Origin of the sequence: Streptomyces sp. NPDC096013 (assembly GCF_044763565.1) — a bacterium.
Taxonomy (GTDB): Bacteria; Actinomycetota; Actinomycetes; order Streptomycetales; family Streptomycetaceae; genus Streptomyces.
In genome coordinates this window covers 183,219-205,559 of the sequence record NZ_JBIWGK010000008.1, presented here as the reverse complement: position 1 = coordinate 205,559, position 22,341 = coordinate 183,219, and the positions used below count along the sequence as shown (strand labels likewise).

Below are 22,341 nucleotides of genomic sequence, written 5' to 3'. Positions count from 1 at the left end.
TTGGTACAGTCGTGCCTCATGAGCGTGGACGAACTCGACACCCGGATCCTGAGGCTGCTTCTGGAGCAGCCGCGTACCAGCGTGCGTGAGTACGCCCGTCTGCTCGGGGTCGCCCGGGGCACGCTCCAGGCGCGCCTGGACCGGCTGGAGCGGGACGGGGTGATCACCGGCACAGGCCCGTTCCTCTCCCCCGCCGCGCTCGGCCACCCGGTGCTCGCGTTCGTGCACATCGAGGTCACGCAGGGGCATCTCGACGAGGTCGGGGACGCCCTGGCCGCCGTGCCGGAGATCGTCGAGGCGTTCTCGATCACCGGCGGCGGGGACCTGCTCACCCGGGTCGTGGCGCGGGACAACGGTCACCTGGAGGACGTGATCCAGCGCCTGATCAGCCTGCCGGGCGTGGTCCGTACCCGCACCGAGATGGCGCTGCGCGAGCGCGTCCCGCACCGCCTGTTGCCGCTGGTGGAGTCGATCGGCCGGGCGGCCGGCACGTGACCCTTGGCATCCTGACCCCATGAGCAACCTCGGCGCCCTCTCGGTCATCTTCGATCTCGACGGAACACTCGTGGACAGCGAGCCGAACTACTACGAAGCCTGTCGGCAGACCCTCGCCGAGCACGGCGTCCCGGACTTCACCTGGGCCCAGCACGAGCGCTTCGTCGGCATCAGCACCCAGGAGACCCTCGTCCTCCTGAAGGAGCGCTACGGCCTGAAGGCCCCGGTGGAGCAGCTGCTCGCGGAGACGAACCGCCGCTATCTGGCGCTGGCCCGGACCGCGACGCGCGTGTACCCGGAGATGCGGAAGTTCGTGGAGCTGCTGGCGGCCGAGGGCGTGCCGATGGCGGTGGCCTCGGGGTCGTCGCGGGAGGCCATCGAGGCGGTCCTGGCCGGCACCGGGCTCGACGCGTCGCTGCGGACCGCGGTCTCGGCCGACGAGGTGCCGCGCGGCAAGCCCGCACCGGACGTCTTCCTGGAGGCCGCACGCCGGCTGGGCGCGGCTTCGGCCGACTGTGTCGTCCTGGAGGACGCGGCTCCGGGCGCGGCGGCGGCCCACGCGGCCGGGATGCGCTGCATCGCGATCCCGTACGTGGCGGCGCAGGCCGACGCCCCCGAGTTCGCGACGGCGGGGCTGCTGCTGCGGGGTGGGCAGGCGGAGTTCAGCGCGCGGGGGGCGTACGACTGGCTGGCCTGACGTCCGGTCCGTGCACGGGCGCCGCGAGAAACCCGAATGCGCCCGCTTGTTCGGTTCTGGGACCATGCCGGAATGATCGACCGACTCGAACCACTGGTCATCCGGCACACGTTCCGCATCCCTCTCCCCACGAGCCCCTCGGGTGAAGCCACGAGCTTCTCGGGTGAAGCCGCAAGCTTCTCGGGTGAAGCCACAGGCCTCTCGGGCGAAGCCGCAAGCCGCGTGACCGAAGGCGCCGTCGCCGCGCGGCAGTTCGACGCCGCGCTGCTCTCCGTCGGCTTCAAGCTCTCCCCCGGCCTGCTGGCACGGCTGTCGGGGCTGCCCGAGGAGACGGTCGTCCGGATCGCCGCGCGCACCCTGCGGACCGTCCGCGAGCTGGTCGGCGACCACGTCCGGCACAACGCCTACTTCATCGACTTCCCCGCCAACGTGCCCTCCACGGAGGACTTCTGGATGGAGTGCCTCCTCGGGGCGCTCCGCGACGAGAAGACCCGCGCCGGGACGCTCGACCAGCTGTGGTCCGGCGTGGTCAACCTGCTCAGCCTCCCGGCCTACGGCAGGTATCAGCACACGTACGCCGAACTGCTCGCCGCTCAGGACGAGTTGATCGCGGCGGCGAGCGACCGCCTCACCGTGCTGCACGCGGGCGGCGAACTCGCCGACGAACTCAGCGCCCTGTACCTGGCGTTGGCGGGCAGCACGACTCCCCTAAGCGAGGAGCACCGGGCCGATCTGCGCGCGCTGGCCGAGCGCTGCGCGGACGGGCCACAGCCGGAGACGATCCCGGTGCGGGAGAACCGCGCGATCGTCAACCAGGCCCGCCTGACAGCGGGTTCGGCGCTGCTGCTGGACACCGTGACCGATGTGCTGCGGCTGGCCTGCGCGCTGTCGGACGGTGATGTGACGCTGGTGGAGCCGACCCGTTTCCGGTCGCCGTCGCGTCCGGTGCGGCGGGCGCTGCTCTCGGGCCTGGACTCGGTGATCGCCGCGTCCCCCGCCAAGCTCGCCGACGTGCACGCGCACCGCGAGGCGTGGAAGCGGCTCGGTGAGCGGCTGCACCCGCACGAGTATCCGCAACTGCCGCGTGCCGCCGAGGTGTTCGCGGTCGCGCGCGGTGAGCTGAGGGCCCGGTCGTTCGACAGCCGGGTCGAGGAACTGCTCGCCCGGCACGACGTGCTGGGGGCGACGGAGCTGCTCACGTCGGCGCCGGGCAAGCTGTTCCGCGCGCTGGACCGGCTGTTGCGCATGGCGCTCACGCAGGAGGAGCGGGACGCCGTGGTGGCCGCCGCCGAGCGGGTCGCGCCCGAGGTGTCGGGCCGGGTGGTGCTGTCGGTGCGCGAGCATCTGCACAACAGGGCCCGGGAGAGCGGGGAGTTGCGGGTCTTCGTGAACCGGCGGGGCCGCGCCTGGGTGACCGACGACGAGCGACCGATCGTATGGCCGGCCGAGCGTGAGCGGCTGATCGCGGCGCTCGACGACGAGACACGGCGTCGACTGCCGTCTCCTGAGCGGCTGTTGGTCGATCCGGAGGTGCTCGACGTGGCTCTGCCGCTGAGCGGGAAGGCGACGGCGGCCGGGCTCGGTGTGCTGCCGCGCGGGTCCTTGTCCGTGGTCGAGGGCGAGTTGCTGCGGTTCTTCGTGTACTGGAAGGAGACCGAGCAGCGCACCGACTTCGACCTGTCGGCGCTGATGCTGAACGCGGACTACTCGACGCACTCGTGGCTGTCGTACACCGCGCTCACCGAGGTGGAGGGCGAGCACTCCGGTGACATCACCGAAGCGCCGGACGGGGCCTCGGAGTTCATCAATCTGCGGCTGGGCGCCGTACGCGGGGCGTTCGTCGTGCCGCAGGTCAACATCTTCTCGGGCGAGGGCTTCGAGGAGGTCGAGGAGTCGTTCTTCGGGTTCATGCTGCGTGAGGGCGAGCAGCGGGGGCGGCCGTTCGAGCCGAGGACCGTGCGGATGAAGTCGGAGCTGCGCGGTGCGGGCCGGGTGGCGCTGCCGCTGGTGTTCCTGCGCGGACAGGACGGCACCTGGCGGGCGAAGTGGCTGCACCTGTACCTCAGGGGCACCCCGTCGGCGAACCGGGTGGAGCGGAACCGGGTGACGGTGGCGAACCTGCTGCGCGGGATCGTCGAGCGCGAGCAGCTCACCGTGCGCCATCTCGTGGACCTGATGACCGGGGAGGCGACGACGGTGACGCTGTGGGACGGGGCGACCATCCCCGACGAACCGGTCACATACATCGGTCTGCGCCGCCCGGACGAGCTGCCCGGCGGATCTCTTGTCATCACTCTCGAAAACCTGCGCGACCTGGTCCCCGCCTGACTGCTAACGTCGTCCCCGGCGAGGCCATGGACGGACTTCCTTCTCAACTCCTTTGAAACCAGTGCGTCCGCTTTCCTCGCCCTCGACGTTCCGTGAGGGGTGCCCCAGGGCGCCCCTCACGTTCTTTTTCCGCCGAAACCTCACTTCACGGACTTGTGGGACAATCCTCATGCGCGGACGAAAGGCCGGTTCAGTGAGCGGAACGCACGACGGGTCCGACTACGACAGTCTGCGGCCCGACCGATCAGGTCAGGCCGAGGCCTTCGATGCCATCGGGGACCGGTACGACGAGGCCTTCCCGCACAAGGAGGGCCAGGTCGGCGCCGGTGACTGGCTCATCGAGTCGCTCGGTCCGGGCGCCCGCGTGCTGGACCTCGGCTCCGGCACCGGCGTGCCGACCGCCAGGCAGCTCGCGGACGCGGGCTTCGAGGTCGTCGGCGTGGACCTGTCGGCCCGGATGGTGGAGCTGGCCCGGGAGTACGTCCCCGCCGCCACGTTCCATCAGCTCGACCTCGCCGACCTGCGCCCCGGCGGCCCCACCGACCTGGGCCGTTTCGACGGTGTCACCGCCTTCTTCTCCCTGCTGATGCTGCCACGCGCGGAGATCCCGCTCGCCCTGCGCACGATCCACCACCTGCTGAATCCGGGCGGACTCTTCGCCCTGTCGATGGTGGAGGCCCATGTGGACGACTTCGAGATCCCCTTCCTCGGCCACACGATCCGGGTCTCCGGCTATCTCCTCGACGACCTGCACAAGATCCTCAACACCGCGGGCTTCGAGATCGTGAAGGAGACCTCCTACACCTACGCCCCGGCGGTCGCCGACGTCCCGCCGGAGGAACAGGTCTTCCTCTGCTGCCGACGGCGCGACTGAGGCCCTGGCACCGACCCGGCGGCCATGCCGCACCAGTGGACGGGACGAACGTGTGACGGAGCATCCCAGCCCTCGCGAAGGCCCCGCCGGAACCGCCCGGCGAGGCCCCTCGGCGAGCGGCCCCGCACCCGTCGTACCGCTCGGCCGGACGCCCGTACGGCAGCTGGAGCGGCTCCAGTACCTGGACGTGGCCACCCGGCGGATCGCCCGCGGGATGGACCTGGACGAGACGCTGCGGGAGCTGCGGTGGGCGGCGGTGCCCGCCTTCGCCGACGCGATCGTGATCCACCTGCACGATCCGCTGCCCGTGGGGGACGAGAAGTCGGCCGCGCCCGTCGTCCTGCGGCTGCACAGCATCGACCGGGCGCCGGAGGCCAGGAATGCCCTGCTGATGCCGCACGCCGTGTACGAGAACGTGGCCGAGCGCGTGCAGCCGGCCCTCACCGGACGGCTCGCGAAGCTCCTGCTGGCCGGTCGGCCGGCGTTCGGCGACACCCCGGACATCCACCCCGCCGTGGCCGAACTGCTCGGCCCCGCCGCGAGCGCGCGGGGCACGCTGCCGCCGGGCCGGCGCCTGATCATCGCCCCGCTGCACGGCCGCCACCACGTCATGGGCACCGTCGTCCTGCTGCGCCGCCCCGACCGCGCCGCGTTCACCGCCGACGACCTGCTCGTCGCCTCCCAGCTGGCCACCCACACCGCGATCGGCGTCCAGAAGGCCGTGATGTACGGCCACGAGGCCTCCGTCGCGGACACGCTCCAGCACACGATGCTGCCGTCCTCACTGCCCGAGTCCACCGGCATCCGGCTGGCCAGCCGCTATCTGCCCGCCTCGAAGACCGCGCAGGTCGGCGGCGACTGGTACGACGCGATACCGCTGCCCGGCAGCCGGGTCGCGCTGATCGTCGGTGACGTCATGGGCCACTCCATGACCTCCGCCGCGATCATGGGCCAGCTGCGCACCATCGTGCAGACCCTCGCCGGCCTCGACCTGCCCCCGCACGAGGTCCTGCACCACCTCGACGAACAGGCCCAGCGCCTGGGCAGCGACCACATCGCGACCTGCCTGTACGCGATCTACGACCCGATCTCGCACCGCCTGCTCATGGCCAACGCGGGCCACCCGCCCGCCGTCCTGCTGCGCCCGAACGGCCACGCTGAGGTCCTGCACGTCCCGCCGGGGGCCCCGATCGGCGTCGGCGGTGTCGTCTTCGAGTCCGTCGAGATGCCCGCGCCCACCGGCACGACGCTGGTCCTGTACACCGACGGCCTGGTGGAGTCCCGCGACACGGACGTGGGCACGGGCGTGGAGGCCCTGCGCACCCACCTCCGCTCCACCCCGCACCGGCACCGCCACGCCTCGCTGGAGCGGCTCTGCGACCGCATCCTCACCGCCCTGGCGCCGGGCCCCCGCGACGACGACATCGCCCTGCTCACCGCCCGCTTCGAGGGCTTCCCCCCGGACAGCGTCGGCTACTGGCACCTCGACCCCCACCCCCTCACCGCGGGCCAGGCCCGCCGGCTGACCCGCAGGGTGCTGCACCGCTGGGGCCTGGACGCCCTCCTCGACACCACGGAACTCATGGTCAGCGAGGTCGTCACGAACGCCGTACGGTACGCCTCGCGCCCCATCTCGCTACGGCTGCTGCGCACCGACGTGCTGCGCTGCGAGGTCACCGACGACTCGCCCCAGGTGCCCCGCATGCGGCAGGCCGCGCCCGGCGACGAGGGCGGCCGGGGCCTGTTCCTGGTCGACCGGCTCGCCGAGCGCTGGGGGGCGACACGGCTGAGCACCGGCAAGGTCGTGTGGTTCGAGCAGCAGATCCCGAAGTTCTAGTCCGCTCAGGGGAGTTGACGGTCAGAGCGGGCCGACGCCTGTGCCGCCCTTGAGGCGTTCGAGGTCGGAGGGGCGGACCTGGATGACGAGGACCGCGATGAGCGCGGCGACGACGGTGAAGATCGCCGCCGTGACGAACGCGGCCGAGACCCCGGCGGTGAGGACGTGATCGCCCCAGACGCCCGGGAGTTGGCCGGTGCGCCGGAACTGGAGGCGTTCGGCCGGGGTCGCCTGGGACAGGAACGCGGGGATGCGGTCCTTCGCCTCGTTGCGGCTGGCCGTGCCGAACATCGTGACCAGGATGGACAGCCCGAGCGAACCACCCACCTGCTGTGTGACGTTGAGGAGTCCGGAGGCCGCGCCGGTCTCCTGGACGGGCACGTCGGACAGGGCCATCAGGGTCAGCGACACGAACTCCATGCCCATGCCCAGGCTGAACACCAGCATCGGGCCGAGGACGCTGCCCAGGTACGTGGAGTGCACGTCCGTCAGCGTCAGCCAGGACAGGCCCGCCGCCGCGAGGACCGCGCCGACCACCATGAACGGCTTGGGTCCGTACTTCGGCAGGAACCGCGAGGCCAGGCCCGCGCCCACCGCGATCACCGCGCTGACCGGCAGGAAGGCGAAACCGGCCATGAGCGGGCTGAAGCCCAGCACGTCCTGCACGAAGAGCGTGAGGAAGAAGAACATGCCGAAGATCGCGGCGGCGAGGCAGAGCATGATGCCGTACGTCCCGGCCCGGTTGCGGTCGCGGAACATGTGCAGCGGGGTGATCGGCTGCCGGGAGCGCCGCTCGACCAGCACGAACAGGGCGAGGACGACCACGGCCGCGCCGAACGAGGCCAGGGTGAGCCAGTCCCGCCAGCCCTCCTGCGCGGCCCGGATGAAGCCGTAGACCAGGAACACCACGCCCACGGTGGAGGTCAGTGCGCCGGTGATGTCGAAGTGGCCGGGGTGGCGTGCGGACTCCTTGATCCAGCGCGGGGTGGCGAGGACGATCAGCAGTCCGATCGGGACGTTGACGAAGAGGACCCAGCGCCAGTTCAGCCACTCGACGAGGATGCCGCCCATCAGCAGTCCGATCGCACCGCCGCCGGCCGAGACACCGGCGAACACCCCGAACGCCCGGTTGCGTTCGGGCCCTTCGCGGAACGTGGTGCTGATCAGGGCGAGGGAGGTCGGCGAGGCGATGGCACCGCCGACGCCCTGGAGGGCGCGTGCGGCGAGGAGTTGACCGGAGTTCTGGGACAACCCGCCGAGCAGCGAGGCGAGTACGAAGAGCAGCACCCCGAACACGAACACCCGCCGCCGGCCGAGGATGTCACCGGCCCGGCCGCCGAGGAGCAGCAGACCGCCGAAGGTGAGGGTGTACGCGTTGACGACCCAGGCGAGGCTGGTCGTGGAGAAGCCCAGGGCGCTCTGGATGTGCGGCAGGGCGATGTTCACGATGGTGATGTCGAGGACCACCATCAGCTGACAGGACGCGATCACCAGCAGCGCCATCGTGCTGCCGCCACCGCCGGTGTCCGGGGTGGTGGTCTGCGCTGGGGAGGCGTGCTGAGGGCTGCTGCTCATGGGGAACCGCACTCACGGGAGTCCGGCGGACGGCTCCGTCCGCCGCGTGTCCACCGTTCGACCGTACGCCCGGCCCCTGCTCCGCACCACTCGATCATCGGGGGCGCAGGCGCTAGGTTCACACGTGACGGGACGTGGGGAGACGCTCTGGGTCGCCTGGGTCGTCGCGGACGGACACGGACGCTGTCCGAGCACACTGAACGCCTTGGCGGGAGAAGCGACATGACCAACGTGGACGTACACCAGCATCTGTGGACCCCCTCGCTGGTGACGGCTCTGCGCGCCCGCCGCGAACCGCCGTTCCTCGACGGCTGGACGCTGTTCCTGGACGGTGAGCCGCCGTTCGAGGTAGCGCCCGCCGACCACGACATCGCCCGGCGCGCGGACCTCGCCGCCGCCGACGGTCTCGGCCGGGTCCTCGTCTCGCTGTCCGCCCCGATCGGCGTGGAGTGGCTGCCCGCCGCCGAGGCGCGGCCCCTGCTCGACGCGTACCACGACGGCGCGGCCTCCCTCCCCGAGCCGTTCGGCGCCTGGGCCGCGGCCTGCGTACGGGACATCGACGCGGCGGCGACCGCCAAGGACCTCGACCGGGGCTTCGCCGGTCTGCAACTGCCCGCCAACGCCCTTGCCGACGCGGCCGGTTACGCCCGCTGCGCCCCGCTCCTGGACCTCCTCGAAGAACGCGGCCTCCCGCTCTTCGTCCACCCCGGCCCCGCACCGGGCTCCTCGACGGACCCCGCCTGGTGGCCCGCGATGGTCCCCTACGTCCAGCAGATGCACGCCGCTTGGCACGCCTTCCGCGCCTTCGGCCGCCCCCGCCATCCGCGCGTGCGCGTCTGCTTCGCCCTGCTGGCCGGCCTCGCCCCGCTCCACGGCGAACGCTTCACCGCCCGGTCCGGCCACCAGCAGCCGACCGACCCCGGCATGTTCGTCGAGACCTCGTCCTACGGCCCGACCGCCGTGGACGCGATCGTGCGCGCCCTCGGCGTCGACGCCGTGGTCCAGGGCTCGGACCGCCCTTACGCGGAGCCGCCCCGGCACCCCGGGTACGGCCTGGGCGGAGCCGCGGCGTACGCCTTCCGCATCGCCAATCCGCGACGGCTCCTCACCGGGGAGGGGTGACCCGCTCCGATGTGACGGTGTGTCAGTTCGCCGCGTTCATGAGGTCGAGCGCGCTCTGCTGCCGGGCCGCGTCGGTCGAGTCCAGCGGTCCGGCCCAGTGCAACCCGTACGCGTCCAGGGAGTTGCGGTCCTTCGCGTACGCGCTGTCTGCCTGACGCTTGAGGTAGGCGGTATAAGGGCGGTCGGACAGGCGGGAGTTGAAGGCGCTCAGACCTCGGACGTACGCCCCTTTGAAGGACGGCCCGTCACCACCGCAGCCGCTGGCCTCGCACGGTTCCCGGAGGATGCCACCGGAGTTGAGGGCCGCGGCGGTGGTCGAGGCGTCCCCGATCTGGCGGCCGGTGGTGAGGAGAGACGAATCCCCCGTCGCCCGGTACAGCTCCGACAGACCGCCGAGCAGCACGCCCTGGTTGTACGACCACGTCGTGTCGCCGTTGTTGCCGCAGGTCGACAGGTTGATGCCGTCGTTGACCAGATGGGAGCCGTTGATCATGCCGGTGCCCTTGAACCACGACCACTCGGCGTTGGCCCGGCCCAAATACGCCGAGTCGCCCGCGATGCGGTTGTGCAGGGCGGCGTTCAGCTCCAGGTAGAGGGAGTTGGCGATGGCGTTCTTGTAGGTCTTCGCGGTGCTCCACCACACCCCGCCGCCGCAGGTGGTGTCCCAGTAGCGGGCCATGTAATCGGCGTCCGCGCGGGCGGTGTTGAGGTAGCGGGAGTCGCCGGTGAGGTCGTAGGCGTCGACCCAGGCCAGTCCCCACCAGCCCGTGTCGTCGATGTAGTCGTTGGTGAAGTTGCCGCCCTGGGCGGAGAGGTTGCGGTCGTAGGTGGTGGCGATCGCGTACGTGTAGCTGCCCATGCCGGTGACGCGGGCGTTGTCGATGACGGCGGTCAGGGCGTTGGCCGAGTTCCACCAGCCGGTGGTGTCGAAGAGGCCGGTGCCCTGGTTGTACGACTGCATCAGCGCCGTGGCGGCGGCCGTTGCCCGGCTGCCCGCGTTCCACGTCGTACGGGCCCAGGACGTACAGGCGATCTCGGCGCGGTCCCCCGCCTTGCCGCAGGCGCGCAGCGCGCCGACGCCGCGGGCGTTCCAGTCGTCGACGTTGTACATCAGGGTGCGCCAACCGCCCTGCCCCGCGGGGACGGTGGTGTCGCCGAGCTTGCTGCCCGAACTCCAGGTGCGGCCGCCGTCGAAGGAGCGGTCGAGCCAGACCTCGTCGCCGGGGCTGCCGTTGGTGATCGAGGCCCAGCCCATCGCGTCGGTGTCGTCGAAGTGCAGGGCGATGGCGCGGGAGTAGATCGTGGCGGTCACCGGCTGCCGGTCCCCCGGGGAGAGGGCCGGGTCGCGGGCGTCGCAGTACTTGTTGCACACGCTCGCCTGTGCGTCCGCGACCGCGGTGCCGCCCAGGGCCGGGACGAGAAGGGCGAGGGCGGCGGTCAGGCCGGCTCCGGTTCTGCGGACGCGCACTGCTGTGGATGTCATGCCGGCTCCATCGGGGTGGGGGGATTGCGGGCGGTCAGCCCAGGCGCCACTGCTGGTTGGCGCCGCCGTTGCAGGACCAGAGTTCCAGCGGGGTGCCGTTGACGTTGCCCGCGGGCTGGTCGCCGCCCGTGACGTCGAGGCAGAGGCCGGACTGGGTGCCGGTGATCGTGCCGTTGGGGTTGACGGTCCATTTCTGGTTGCCGCCGCCGTTGCAGCCGTAGAGCTGGACCGTCGTGCCGTTGCCGGTCTGGTTGTCGTAGGCGTCCAGGCACTGGGTGCCGCCGTAGAGCCGGAGTTCACCGGCGGCGGTGAGGGTCACGGCCTGGTTGGCGCCGCCGTTGCAGTCCCAGATCTCGATCTTGGTGCCGGGGGTGGTCTCGCCGTTGTAGGCGTCGAGGCAGCGGTTGGAGGAGGCGCTGATCAGCGGGCGGGTGCCGCCGACGCTGGTGCCGCTGCCGACGGAGACCCGGTACATGACCGAGCCGTGGCCGGGGACGCTCGCCGAGATGGAGCCGCTGGTGCTGCTGACGATGTGCGACCAGAGGTTGTTGAGCTGGTACGAGGAGGCGGAGGGGAGTCCGGCCGCCGTCGCGGAGGTGGTGATGGTGGCGGCGGCGGAGTTCTCGTTGAAGAGGACCACCGAGACGTCCCCGTTGGCGAGGGGCTTGGTGAGGACGTGCAGGCCACCGGAGTTGGAGATCTCGGTGCCCTGTTTGCCCAGCGAGTCCTGGTCGACGGCGATGACGTCCTTGTTGCCGTAGAGCGAGAGGGTCGCCGCGGTGGCCTTGCGCAGGTCGGTGCCGGCGATCAGCGGGGCGGCCACCTCCGACCAGAGGCTGAAGTGCGAGCGGTCCTCGGTGAACGACATGCCGTTGCCGACCTCCAGCATGTCGGGGTCGTTCCAGGCGCCCGGTTTGGCGTAGGCGGCGAGTTTCACGTTGGCCTTGTAAATGGAGGTCACCGTCGAGAAGTTGACGTTGATGTCGTCGGTGGTGCGCCAGCTGTTGCCGACGCCCGCGCCCCAGGTCCACACGTCGGCGAGGCCCCAGTTGCAGAGGCTGTAGACGATCGGGCGGCCGGTGTTGGCGAGGGCGTCGCGCATCGCGGTGTAGCGCTGCTGGTCGGGCACGTTCTGGTGGTTGCAGTTGTCGTACTTGAGGTAGTCCACGCCCCACGCGGCGAAGCTGTTGGCGTCCGTCTGCTCATGGCCGAGGCTGCCCGGGTAGCCCGCGCAGGTGGCGGTGCCGGCGCTCTCGTAGATGCCGAGTTTGAGGCCCTTGCCGTGGACGTAGGCGGCGGTGCCGCTGATGCCGTCGGGGAACTTCACCGGATCCGGGACGAGTTGACCGGCGGAGTTGCGGGCCGAGGTCATCCAGCAGTCGTCGATGTTGACGTACTGGTACCCGGCGTCCTTCAGCCCGGAGGAGACGAGGTAGTCGGCGGTCTGCTCGACGAGTTGCTCGGTCACGTTGCAGCCGAAGGAGTTCCAGTCGTTCCAGCCCATCGGGGGTGTCCTGGCGAGGCCGTTGTCGAGTGCCTGCGCGGGCGGCGCGGCGCGCAGCACCAGCAGGGCCGGGACGAGGGCGAGCAGCAGCGCCATCGTGAGGGCGGCGCTCAGACGTCTGGTGACGAGGCACGGGACGGTCATCTCGATGTCTCCTGTTTCGCCGTGTGGGGCCGGACGAACTCACCTGTGGAAACGTAACCATCGTGAAGGTTCCATCAGCCCGGCTTCACCGTCAATGGACCGGACCTAAATCCTCCGGGAGTGAACTACCCGTGCTGTCAGATGCGTTGACGACCTCCTGAGTCAATGACAACGTTTCCATCACCCGCACCCTTGGAGGCCCCATGTCCCCGCGTCCCTCCCGGCGAGTGATGATCGGCTCCGGCCTGGCCGCCCTGGCGGCGACGGCCGCCACGCCCGCGATCGCGGCCGAACGGCCCAGCCCCGCACGGGCGTTGTCGCGCGCCAGGGCCCTGTACGCGGCGTTGAGAAGACACTTCGACGCGACCGACGGCTCCGGCCTGGTCCGCGAGCAGATCCCGGCGGCGGCCGGCGACAACGCGTACTCGTACGAATGGCCCTTCTCGCAGGTGCACATCGCCGCGCTCGATCTCACCGTCGTGGACGCCGGGTTCGAGCCCGAGCTGGCGCGGCGCGCGGCGGCGCAGGAGCACCACTGGAACGCCGCGGGCGGCACGACGAAGCTGCCCGGGTACGCCTCCTACCCGGTCGCGCCGTACGGGGCGGGCGGTGACATGTTCTACGACGACAACGAGTGGGTCGGGCTGGCGAAGGTCCAGCGGTACCTTCAGACCGGGGACGCCGCCGCGCTGGCCCGTGCGAAGGAGATCTTCGCGCTGGTCAGGTCGGGCTGGGACACCGACAGCGGGCATGCCGCGCCGGGCGGGGTCTTCTGGACGCAGGCCGACTGGAGCCACGACCGCAACACCGTCTCGAACATGCCGGGCGCCCAACTCGCCCTGCGCCTGCACCAGATCACCGGCGAGGCCGACTACCTGGACTGGGCGAGGCGCTTCTACGACTGGACGAACAGCCATCTGCAGAGCCCCGGCGGCCTGTACTGGGACCACCTCGACCTACAGGGGACGATCGAGAGGACCGTCTGGTCCTACAACCAGGGCGTCCCGGTCGGCGTCGCCGTGCTGCTCCACCAAGTCACCCACGACCGGGCCTACTTGCGCCGGGCGGAGCAGATCGCCGACGCCGCGTACGCCTACTACGTCACACAGGGGCGGCTGTTCACGCAGCCGGTGTTCTTCAACTCGATCTTCTTCAAGAACCTCTTGCTGCTGGAGTCGGTGACCGGGAAGGACACCTACCACCGGGCGATGGCCGCCTACGCCGACCAGGTGTGGGACACGATGCGTGATCCCGCGACCGGTCTCGTGCACTTCGACACGTCCGGCGGCACCCAGGCGATCCAGCAGGCGGCCCTGGTGCAGCTCTACGCCGTGCTCGCCTGGCCGCGCGCCAAGTGGCGGATTCTGTACTGACGTTACGGGTGTCCGATCTCCCCGGTGCCGCGTGCGATCAGCTGCACCGGGAGGACGGTCCGGTGGGAGGGGCTGTCGTCACCGTCTATGCGGTCCAGCAGGATGTGGGCGGCCCTGCGGCCGAGTTCCTCGGTGTCGGAGGTGACGACGGTGACCGGGGTGGGGAGCATGTCGGCGAGCTTGAAGTCGTCGAATCCGACGACGGCCACGGAGACGTGGAGGTCGCGGCAGGCGCGCAGGACGCCCTCGGTGAGGAAGCCCGTGGTGGAGAAGACCGCGGTGGGCGGGTTCGCGGAGGTGAGCAGGGCGCGGGTGGCGCCCTCGGCCTCCTCGGTGGTGCCGCGGCGCAGGGTGACGACGAGGTCGTTGTCGGGCTCGATGCCGCTGCGGCGCAGGGCCTTGCGGTAGCCGCGCAGCCGTCGGCCGGTGCTGTAGTACGAGGGCGCGACGAGGATCGCGATACGGCTGTGGCCCTGGTCGACGAGGTGCTGGGTGGCCTTGCGGCCGCCGTCCTCGTTGTCGACGAGCACCACATCGGCCTCGGCGCCGGTGGCCGGCCGGTCGACGAAGACGATGGGGACGTGGTCGTGGCCGTTGATCTCGTTCAGGAAGGTGTGGTCGCCCTGGTCGGGGACGATGATGAGCCCGGCGACCCGGCGGCCGATCAGCTCGCCCACGGCCCTGCGCTCGACCTCGGGGTCCTCGTCGGCGGTGCTCAACAGGACGGCGTAACCGGCCTCGTTGGCGACCTCGACGGCGGCCTTGGCGAGGGAGGCGTAGAACGGGTTGGTGAGGTCGCCGAGGAGCAGGCCGATGGTCATGGAGTTCTGGCCGGGGCGCAGGGAGCGCGCGATCTCGTTGCGCTGGTAGCCGATCGCGGTGATCGCCGCGTTGACGCGCTCGGCCGTCTCCTCGCGGACCGTGCCGATGCCGTTGACGACGCGGGAGACGGTGACGACGGCGACACCGGCCCGCTCCGCGACGTCGCGCATCGTGGGCCTGGCGTTCTGACGGTGCGGGGGGCGACTTCTCACGTGAGGTGACGACCAACCTTCCATCGCGTACCGGGGGCCGGGACCGACCTCAGGATACGTATCGGGTCCCGGCCCACCGCTCGGTCCGGGGCGCTAACCGTTGTTCTTGATCACATCGTTGATCTTGCCGGTCATGGTCTGGAGGTCGGACAGCGGTTTCTTCCCGTTGAGGATGTCCGGCCAGTACGCGGTGATCAAGTCGTTGGACTGACTTGCCCACTGGGTGGTGAAGCGCACGCCGATGGTGGTCGGGGTGTTCAGCCCCGTCTTGACGGTGGACGCGACGGTCGTCTGCCCTGCCTTGTCGAGGGCCCCGAAGTAGGCGTTCTGGGCGGAGAGATAGGCCGGGGCCGCGACCGGGGAGTCCGGCAGCACCTTGCTCCACACCGTGGAGTCGAGGTACTTGAGGACCTTGAAGGTGGCGTCCGCGTTCCGGGTGTACGACGGGGTGCAGATGCCCACGGCGTCGTAGAGGGTGGCGGGCTTGGTCACCTGGGGCAGCGGCGCGAAGCCGTACTTGATCTTCGGCTTGTCGGTGAGGAACCCGGCGGCCAGCCACTGGCCGCTCCACAGCATCGGGATCTGGCCGGCGGCGAACAGACCCTGCTGGTTGCTGATGTCGTAGCCGGGCGGCGCGATCGCTCCGCTCTTGATACCGGCGACGACCTTGCCGACGCCCTCGGTGTACGTCGCGTCGATGGTCGCCCTGGTGGGCTGGTGCACGTTGTCGGCGAAGGGCTTGCCGCCCGCGGACAGGGCGTAGGTGCTCATCGAGAACGGCCCGTCCGTGGACGTCAGCGCGTCGGCGACCAAGCCGTACTTGGCGCCCTTGGCGTGCAGCTCGGCCGCCGCGTCGAACATCTGGTCCCAGGTCCAGCCCGCGGCGGGCACGGTGAGGCCGGCGGCCTTGAAGGCGTCGGCGTCGTACCAGATGCCGTAGGTGTTCAGCAGGGAGGGGACGCCGCCGATCTTGCCGTCGGCGGTCTTCCAGTTCTTCATCGTGGACGAGACGAAGCTGCTCGCGCCGAAGTCGCCGGAGCCGGAGAGCCGGGAGGCCCAGTCGGTGAGGAGGCCCTGGCTGGTGTACTGCTGCTCGGTGTCGTTGCCGCACCAGAACAGGTCGGGGAGCTTCTTGGCCTGGGTCAGGGCCGCGAGCTTGTCGCTGTAGTTGCCGTTCGGGGTGTCGACGCGCCTGACCGTGATGTTCGGGTCGTGGAAGCCGGTCAGGGCCTGGTCGATCGCCTTGTTGGTGGCGGCGGACTCCCAGGTCATGAGGGTGACCGTGGACTTGCCGTCCGACTGTTTCCCGGACGAGCCGCCGCAGGCCGCCGTCGCGAGCAGTCCCCCCGCCGACAGCAACACTCCGGCGCAGCGGATCCATCGTTTCATCGTGGCCTCCTGATACCTGGCTGGCATACGGCTCGTGGGTGGGACGGGTCCGATTCGGCGCCGGTCAGCGCTGGTTGACGGTGCCCAGGGCGCTCAGCCCCTGGATGAAGTAGCGCTGGGCGACGAAGAAGACGATCAGCGGCGGGAGCATGTAGAGCAGGTTGGTGGCCATGTAGAGGTTCCAGTCCGGGGTCTGGCCGGCGAACTGGGTGACGAAGGAGGCCATGCCCACGCTCAGCGGCCACTTCTGGGACGAGTACAGGTAGATCAGCGGGTTGAGGTAGTCGTTCCAGGACATCTGGAAGGCCAGGATCGACATGGTGATCCAGGCGGGTTTGGTGATCGGCAGCATCACGCTCACGAAGATCCGCACGTGTCCCGCGCCGTCGACCTTCGCCGCCTCGTCGATGGAGTGCGGGATCGACAGGAAGTACTGCCGGGCCAGGAAGATGAAGAGCGGGTTGCCGCCGAGGAAGGCCGGGACGATCAGCGGCAGCCAGGTGTCGTACCAGCCGATGTCCTTGAAGAGCTGGAACAGCGGGATGATGCCGACCACCGGGGGCAGCAGCATGCTGCCGACGAAGACGTAGAACCAGACCTTCCGGCCGGGGAAGCGCAGCCGGGCCAGCGCGTAGCCCGCCATCATCGACGTCATCACCCCGCCGATCACCGAAAGCCCGGTGATGACAAGGGAGTTGAGCAGCAGGCGAGGGAAGTGGATGACCTTCGGGCCGTCGATGAAGTTCTTGAAGTGGAACTCGTGCGGCAGCAGTTTCGGCGGGACCTCGAAGACCGCCGAGGGTCCCTTCAGCGCGACGGTGAGCATCCACAGGATCGGCAGGATCATCACCGAGCCGATCAGCAGCGCGGTCGCGTACCAGGACGCTGTGCGTACGGCCCTGCCGCGCGGTGTCGCCGGTGGGGCGGTCGGGGTCGCCGTCGTCGGCGCCCTCGTGACGTCATCAGACGTGGTCACTGTAGGTCCAAATCGACGAGAAGCGGGCGGTGGCGGCGATCACGACGACGATGACGAGGAACAGCACCCACACCTGGGCGGAGGCGTAGCCGAACTGGGAGACCTGGCCGAGCCGGGGGAAGCCGTTGTCGTAGATCGACAGCATCAGGGTCCTGGTGCTGAAGCCGGGGCCGCCCTGGTTGTCCGGGGAGAGGATCTTCGGCTGGTTGAAGGCCTGGAGGGCCGTCACCATTTGCAGGACGACCTGGAGGATCATGATCGGGCTGATCAGCGGCAGCGTGATCCGGAAGAACACCGTGCGGGAGCCGGCGCCGTCGAGCCGGGCCGCCTCGTACAGCTCGGTGGGGACCGCCTGGAGCGCGGCGAGGAAGATGATCATCGTGGAGCCGACGCTCCACAGCATGACGATCACGATCGACGGCATCGCCGAGTCGTCCCCCGACAGCCATTCGCTGGTCGGCAGGTGGAACCACTTCAACACCTGGTTGGCCAGGCCGACTTGGGGGTTGAAGACGAACTTCCAGAGCGTGATGGTGGCCACCACGGGCAGCACGACCGGCAGATAGCACAGGGTGCGCAGCAGGCCGACGCCCCGCATCCGCTGGTTGCAGAACACCGCCAGGGCGAGCCCGATGGCCAGCGACAGCGGCACGTACAGCACGACGAGCAGCAGCGTGGCGCGCACCGAGGGCCAGAAGGACGGGTCGGTGGTGAACATGCGATGGAAGTTGTCGAGGCCGACGAACTTCGGGTCCGTCAGGCCGTTGTAGGTGGTCAGCGCGAAATAGCCGGACCGGAAGAGCGGGTAGACGACGAACGCCGTGAAGCCGATGAGCGCCGGGGCCAGGAACACATACGCGGCCAGGGTGTCCGAGGACCGCTTCGGCGGTCGTCGCCGGAGGCGTCCCAGGCGTCCGGGACTCCCCCGGCCGGGCGGCCTGTCCCCGGGCGCCACCGCCGTGCGCGTCTCTTGGTGCGGAGCGGCTGTCACACGCGCTCACCTTCTTCCTCCGAGGAGTTGACGCTCACTCGGATCGGGCGGACCCGATCGTCTGGTGGTCGTCGGCCCGCTCAAGGTAACGTTTCCATTCCCTGGCGATCACACGGTGGCGCACGTCACATGAGGGAGTCAAGAGGCGCGATGGTAACGTTTCCCGGATCAACATCCGGAACAGTGTGGGCAGTTCCGGAGTCGCTGAGCACCCTCGGGCGAAGGCTCGCCACCGGGCTGCGGGGCGGTCCGGCGGGCGACATCGTGGAGCGGTGTCTGACCAACACGTGGACCACGTCGATGAGTTGGGGCAGTCCTTCGTCGTACGCCCCGGAGGTCTTCGTGAAGACCGGTGACATCCCGGCGATGTGGCTGCGGGACAGCACGGCGCAGGTCCGTCCGTACCTCGCGGTGTCCGCGGACCCGGAGGTCGGTGACGTCCTGGTCGGGGTCTCGCGCCGGCAGATCCGCTGCGTGCTCGTGGACTCGTACGCCAACGCCTTCAACGACGGTCCCACCGGCGCGCACGGCGAGCCGGCCGACCGGCCCGCGCCGGGCGACTGGGTGTGGGAGCGCAAGTACGAACTCGACTCGCTGTGCGCCCCGTTGCAGCTGGCGTACGCGATCCGGCGGGCGACCGGCCGCGAGGACCATCTCGACGAGGCGTTCCACCGCGCGGCCCGGCTGATCGTGCGGCTGTGGCGGGCGGAGCAGTCCCACGCGGACTCGCCGTACCGGTTCGTGCGGCCGTCCGGTCCCTTCGCCGGGGACAGCCTGCCGCTCAACGGCCTTGGTGCGGACGTCGGTTGGACCGGGATGACGTGGTCGGGCTTCCGGCCGAGCGACGACGCGTGCGCCCACGGCTATCCCGTCCCGGCGAACGCGCTGGCCTCGGCGAGCCTGCACGGCCTGGCCGAACTCGCGGCGGCGGTCCTCGACGACACCGAACTCGCCGACGAGAGCCTGCGGTTGGCCGATGAGATCGACGCCGGAATCCTGGCGCACGCGGTCGTCGAGGCCGACGGTGATCCCGTCCTCGCCTACGAGGTCGACGGCCTGGGTGCCGCGCTGCTGGGCGACGACGCGAACCTCCCCAGCCTGCTGAGCCTCCCGCTGAGCGGCTGGTGCGCGCCCGGGGACCCGCTGTACCGCGCGACCCGGCGCCTCGCGCTCTCCGACGCGAACCCCTCGTATTTCAGCGGGAGTCACGCCTCCGGCATCGGCAGCACGCACACGCCGGACCGTCACATCTGGCCGCTGGCCATCGCCACGGCAGGACTGACCGGCGACGGGGACGAGGCGGCGCGAGCCCTGGCGACCCTGGCCGCCACCACCGCGGGGACCGGGCTGATGCACGAGAGCTTCCACGTGGACGCGCCCGACCGCTTCACCCGGGACTGGTTCGGCTGGGCCAACGCGATGTTCTGCGAGCTGGCGCTCGAAGTGTGCGGGGGCGGGGTGCGGCACTTCTTTCCGGTGCACCCGCGGGCACTGGCCGGCGGGGCGGGCGACGGCGGACTGGACTGACCTGCCGTCGCCGTCCCGCCCCTGCCTGAGGGGCCCGCGCCGCGAACTCCCTGTGCCACGGCCGGTGTTCATGGCCGGACCGCAGGGCGGACGGGTCGGCGGGTTCTGCGGGTTCAGGTGGTGCTCACAAGAACGCAGCGCACGACCGGGACCGTGTCACCTGCCCGCAGATCGCCTGCTCGCAGTGAACCTCGCGGCGGAGTACGGGAGGGTCAGGCGTCCTTGATCGTCGCGGTGACGGGCGTGCCGATCTCCACCGTACGACTGACCGTGCACAGCCGTTCGTGCGCGACGGTGACGGCCCGGGGCAGGATCGCGCGGGCCCGGTCCCCGGCCTCCCCCTCCGGGAAGGTCACGGCGAAGGTGACCGCCAGGTCGGTCAGCCGGTTGCCGAGGTCGTCGTTGACCTTGTTGCCGGTCACGGTGACGGTGAACCCGTCCGGCTCCGCGTGCCGCGTGGTCGCCACGTCGACGTCGGCGGCGGTGCAGCCCCCGATCGCGGCGAGCAGCAGCTCGACCGGGGTGAACTCGGTATCGCCACCGGCGGCGGTACCGAAGTCGATCGTGCCGCCGCGCGCGTTGGTCGCGGTGAAGCGGCCGGGGGCGGTGCGGTCGACGGTGACGAGGCGTTCGGGGTTATCGCTCATGGGGTGATCCTCGCAGAGCACCCCGCCGAAGGGCGTGCACCGGTGCGGGCAGGACCTGCGTGTGCTGCCCGCACCGGCCGCGTCACGAGACCTGTGAGGCGTCGACCAGGACGACTCGGTGGTTGTACTGGATGGTGTAGTACTGGGCCGCGCCGGTGACGTAGGTGTCGCCCGAGACGAAGAAGTCGTCGGCGCTGACCGGGGGTTGGGTGGCGACGTAGGCCTGGCCCGCCGGGAAGCCGTAGACGGTCAGGGGTTGCTGGGTGGACGGGGAGAGTCCGGAGGGGTACTCCGAGGCCTGCGGGTAGCCGGAGCCGTAGAGGGTCGCGGGCTGGTCTCCGGAGTGGAGGACCTTGGCGCCGGGCGCGGCGCAGGTGTTGCTGCCGCCGGGGTTGTGGAACCACACCTTCGAGCCGCTGAACCAGATGGCGGTCCAGTCGCCCTGGACGTCGGCGACGACGAACTGCTGGCCCGCCTGGACGGTGCTGCCCCAGTCGTGGATCGAGTCGGTGCCCGCGGTCGCGCCGGGGTGGATGGCGGGATCGGCGAAGAGGGGTGCGTCCGCGCTCGGACCGGTGCGCACCGGAAGGAAGTTGGCGGGCGCGGTGCTCTCGGTGCAGGCGGCGGTGGCACCCGTGGGGTCGTCGGCCGGGCAGACCTGGACCGTCTGCTGGTTGGTCGCGAACCTGGGGCTGATGGTGATCGCCGAACCCACCCTCGGCGTGTGCCGGGAGGCGCTCTGCGCGTGCCGCGCCCTCGACGGGGCGACCATGTCCATGAACCTCGTCCAGTCCCAGTACGGACCGGGGTCCCAGTGCATGGCCGGCACGTAACTGTCCCGCGGGCCGGGCACGTTGTCGTGCCCGATGATGTGCTCGCGGTCGAGCGGGATGTCGTACTTCCCGGCGAGGTACTTCACCAGATCGGCCGTCGCCCGGTACTGCGCCTGCGAGTACCAGGTGGCGCCGTGCGCGGCATAGCCCTCGTGCTCGATGCCGATCGAGTGCATGTTGAACCAGTAGTTGCCGGCGTGGAACGCGATGTCCTTGGTGTGGGTCATCTGCGTGACGGCCGCGTCCGAGGCCCGCATGACGTAGTGCGCGGAGTCGCCGGAGCCCACGGTCTGGAACGTCTTGATCGCGGCGTCGTAGGACGACTCGGTGTCGTGCAGGACGATGTACTTGATCTGCACGCCGTCGTCCGGGCGGCCCGCCACCTGTCCGTTCGAGGCAGCCGCGGCGAGGAACGTGCAGTCCACCGTGGGCGGGCACTCCGTGTCGGTGGCCGTCGCGGCGGTCTTCAGCTTCAGTGCGGACAGCTGCCGGGTCTCCGGGTGGACGGCGCCCTGCGCCGCGAGCCGGACGCGCTGTCCGTCGACGGTGGTGCGCGCGGCGCCCGAGGCCACGGTCGTGAAGACGCGGTCGGCGAAGAGCTGCGCGGCCTTCCGGTCCGAGGACTGGCTGTACTCGGCCACCGCGCCGTACCAGTCGGCCGGGTCGGCGGACCCCTTGCCCGTCAACTCCCGCTGGTACGAGGCGAGTAGCGCGGCACCGGCGCGGATGTTCTCGCGGTCGTCGGTGCGCAGCCTCGCCGCCGGGGCGCCGGTGAGCCTGGCCGCCGCGTCGAGGGTGTGCAGGGCCGGGTCCGCCGTCAGCTCGGCGAGATCACCGCGGCCCGCGGCACCCGCGGCGCCTCCGGACACCATCTTCGGGGTGACGTCCGTCAGGTTCATCGGGCCGTAGCCGCCCGAGGTGTTGTACTGCCCGTCGTGGTCGTCCCACTGCGACTCCTGGTACGACACGGCCAGGAGCACGGGCAGCGGTACGCCGAACTCCTTGGCCGCGTCGGCGAAGGAGGACTGCCGGTCACCGTCCGAGGACTGCGCGGCCTGAGCCGTCGACGGCAGCACGGCGAAACAGCCGGCGGCCACGGTGCCCCCGGCCAGGATCCCGGCCAGCACCTTCCGACGGGATCTTCTACGCGAGGATTGCTGCAAGATCTTCCCCTGTGTGTGTTCCCCTGAGGCAGACGTGCGGTACGACGCCTGCCCGAACCACTGTGCAGAAGCTTCCACCATCACCCTTGGGACGTCACAACTCCCCCAGGCGGAAGGCGAGTCGGCGTCTTCGTCAGCCCCGGTGAACACGGCCAGGTGACCCCGGCAGCAGCCATGCCAAGACCGCCGTCCTGGAGAGGGGACCTTGGCCGCCCTCGACGCGCCGAGTCCTGCACCGAGGACTGGAATTGAAACCGTTCAATTCCTTCGCTAGTGCCTCGCGCGGCGTCTCCCTCCGGGGGCGGTTGTGAAGTAGCCGTGTCACGAAAACATTTGCACGACGATTGAC

The 22,341-nt window shown here is 70.4% G+C and carries 17 protein-coding genes; 8 read left to right on the top strand and 9 right to left on the bottom strand.

All coding sequences use genetic code 11. From position 1 onward, the window contains the following. Window positions 1–18 precede the first annotated feature (18 nt). The 5 genes from ACIRB1_RS26655 (at window position 19) to ACIRB1_RS26635 (ending at window position 6,231) form a co-directional block, all read left to right on the top strand. Window positions 19–495 carry an Lrp/AsnC family transcriptional regulator gene (locus ACIRB1_RS26655; protein WP_352179306.1) on the top strand — a complete coding sequence of 159 codons (477 nt, stop codon included), beginning with the start codon at window positions 19–21 and terminating at the stop codon, window positions 493–495. A gap of 19 nt (window positions 496–514) precedes the next feature. Beyond that, complete coding sequence (locus tag ACIRB1_RS26650) at window positions 515–1,192, top strand: HAD family hydrolase (RefSeq protein ID WP_403467240.1); 678 nt, start codon at window positions 515–517, stop codon at window positions 1,190–1,192. Between the two features lie 72 nt (window positions 1,193–1,264). Beyond that, window positions 1,265–3,520: a hypothetical protein gene (locus ACIRB1_RS26645; RefSeq protein WP_403467239.1), complete on the top strand. Its 2,256-nt coding sequence runs from the start codon at window positions 1,265–1,267 to the stop codon at window positions 3,518–3,520. 169 nt (window positions 3,521–3,689) lie between these two features. Then, the gene (locus ACIRB1_RS26640; protein ID WP_403467238.1) at window positions 3,690–4,394 is read left to right on the top strand and encodes a class I SAM-dependent DNA methyltransferase; all 705 of its coding nucleotides are present in this window, start codon (window positions 3,690–3,692) and stop codon (window positions 4,392–4,394) included. A gap of 52 nt (window positions 4,395–4,446) precedes the next feature. Next, window positions 4,447–6,231: a SpoIIE family protein phosphatase gene (locus tag ACIRB1_RS26635; protein WP_403467237.1), complete on the top strand. Its 1,785-nt coding sequence runs from the start codon at window positions 4,447–4,449 to the stop codon at window positions 6,229–6,231. A 21-nt stretch (window positions 6,232–6,252) separates the two neighbouring features. Here the strand turns inward: ACIRB1_RS26635 and ACIRB1_RS26630 are convergent, their stop codons facing one another. Continuing rightward, the gene (locus ACIRB1_RS26630) at window positions 6,253–7,734 is read right to left on the bottom strand and encodes an MFS transporter (protein ID WP_352179624.1); all 1,482 of its coding nucleotides are present in this window, start codon (window positions 7,732–7,734) and stop codon (window positions 6,253–6,255) included. A 294-nt stretch (window positions 7,735–8,028) separates the two neighbouring features. Between ACIRB1_RS26630 and ACIRB1_RS26625 the strand changes: the two genes are divergently transcribed. Further along, on the top strand, window positions 8,029–8,928 hold the full coding sequence (locus ACIRB1_RS26625) for an amidohydrolase family protein (protein WP_403467236.1): 900 nt from the start codon (window positions 8,029–8,031) through the stop codon (window positions 8,926–8,928). Between the two features lie 22 nt (window positions 8,929–8,950). On the opposite strand, the gene ACIRB1_RS26620 is transcribed toward ACIRB1_RS26625, so the two are convergent. Further along, entirely contained in the window at window positions 8,951–10,411 is a 1,461-nt protein-coding gene (locus ACIRB1_RS26620; protein ID WP_403467235.1) for a glycoside hydrolase family 76 protein, read from the bottom strand. Between the two features lie 34 nt (window positions 10,412–10,445). Then, window positions 10,446–12,059, bottom strand: coding sequence for a glycoside hydrolase family 27 protein (locus tag ACIRB1_RS26615; RefSeq protein WP_403467234.1), 1,614 nt, complete (start codon window positions 12,057–12,059; stop codon window positions 10,446–10,448). Window positions 12,060–12,262: 203 nt separating this feature from the next. Here ACIRB1_RS26615 and ACIRB1_RS26610 point away from each other — a divergent pair, with 203 nt between their 5' ends. Continuing rightward, window positions 12,263–13,432: a glycoside hydrolase family 76 protein gene (locus ACIRB1_RS26610; RefSeq protein ID WP_352179314.1), complete on the top strand. Its 1,170-nt coding sequence runs from the start codon at window positions 12,263–12,265 to the stop codon at window positions 13,430–13,432. A gap of 2 nt (window positions 13,433–13,434) precedes the next feature. On the opposite strand, the gene ACIRB1_RS26605 is transcribed toward ACIRB1_RS26610, so the two are convergent. The 4 genes from ACIRB1_RS26605 to ACIRB1_RS26590 all read right to left on the bottom strand — a co-directional run bounded on the left by ACIRB1_RS26605 (window position 13,435) and on the right by ACIRB1_RS26590 (window position 17,822). Further along, window positions 13,435–14,466, bottom strand: a complete 1,032-nt coding sequence (locus tag ACIRB1_RS26605; RefSeq protein ID WP_352179315.1) for a LacI family DNA-binding transcriptional regulator — start codon at window positions 14,464–14,466, stop codon at window positions 13,435–13,437. Between the two features lie 93 nt (window positions 14,467–14,559). After that, entirely contained in the window at window positions 14,560–15,855 is a 1,296-nt protein-coding gene (locus ACIRB1_RS26600; protein WP_403467233.1) for an ABC transporter substrate-binding protein, read from the bottom strand. A gap of 64 nt (window positions 15,856–15,919) precedes the next feature. Continuing rightward, window positions 15,920–16,831, bottom strand: a complete 912-nt coding sequence (locus ACIRB1_RS26595) for a carbohydrate ABC transporter permease (protein ID WP_352179317.1) — start codon at window positions 16,829–16,831, stop codon at window positions 15,920–15,922. After that, window positions 16,818–17,822 carry a sugar ABC transporter permease gene (locus ACIRB1_RS26590; protein ID WP_352179318.1) on the bottom strand — a complete coding sequence of 335 codons (1,005 nt, stop codon included), beginning with the start codon at window positions 17,820–17,822 and terminating at the stop codon, window positions 16,818–16,820. Before ACIRB1_RS26590 ends, ACIRB1_RS26595 begins: the two co-directional genes overlap by 14 nt. Window positions 17,823–18,005: 183 nt before the next feature. On the opposite strand from ACIRB1_RS26590, the gene ACIRB1_RS26585 reads away from it, so the two are divergent. Next, a complete protein-coding gene (locus ACIRB1_RS26585) occupies window positions 18,006–19,349 on the top strand; it encodes a glycoside hydrolase family 125 protein (RefSeq protein WP_352179319.1) in 1,344 nt (447 codons plus the stop codon). 212 nt (window positions 19,350–19,561) lie between these two features. Here ACIRB1_RS26585 and ACIRB1_RS26580 read toward each other — a convergent pair whose 3' ends face one another. Then, window positions 19,562–19,996, bottom strand: coding sequence for an OsmC family protein (locus ACIRB1_RS26580; RefSeq protein WP_403467232.1), 435 nt, complete (start codon window positions 19,994–19,996; stop codon window positions 19,562–19,564). An 82-nt stretch (window positions 19,997–20,078) separates the two neighbouring features. Continuing rightward, a complete protein-coding gene (locus ACIRB1_RS26575; protein WP_403467231.1) occupies window positions 20,079–21,956 on the bottom strand; it encodes an N-acetylmuramoyl-L-alanine amidase in 1,878 nt (625 codons plus the stop codon). Window positions 21,957–22,341 lie beyond the last annotated feature (385 nt).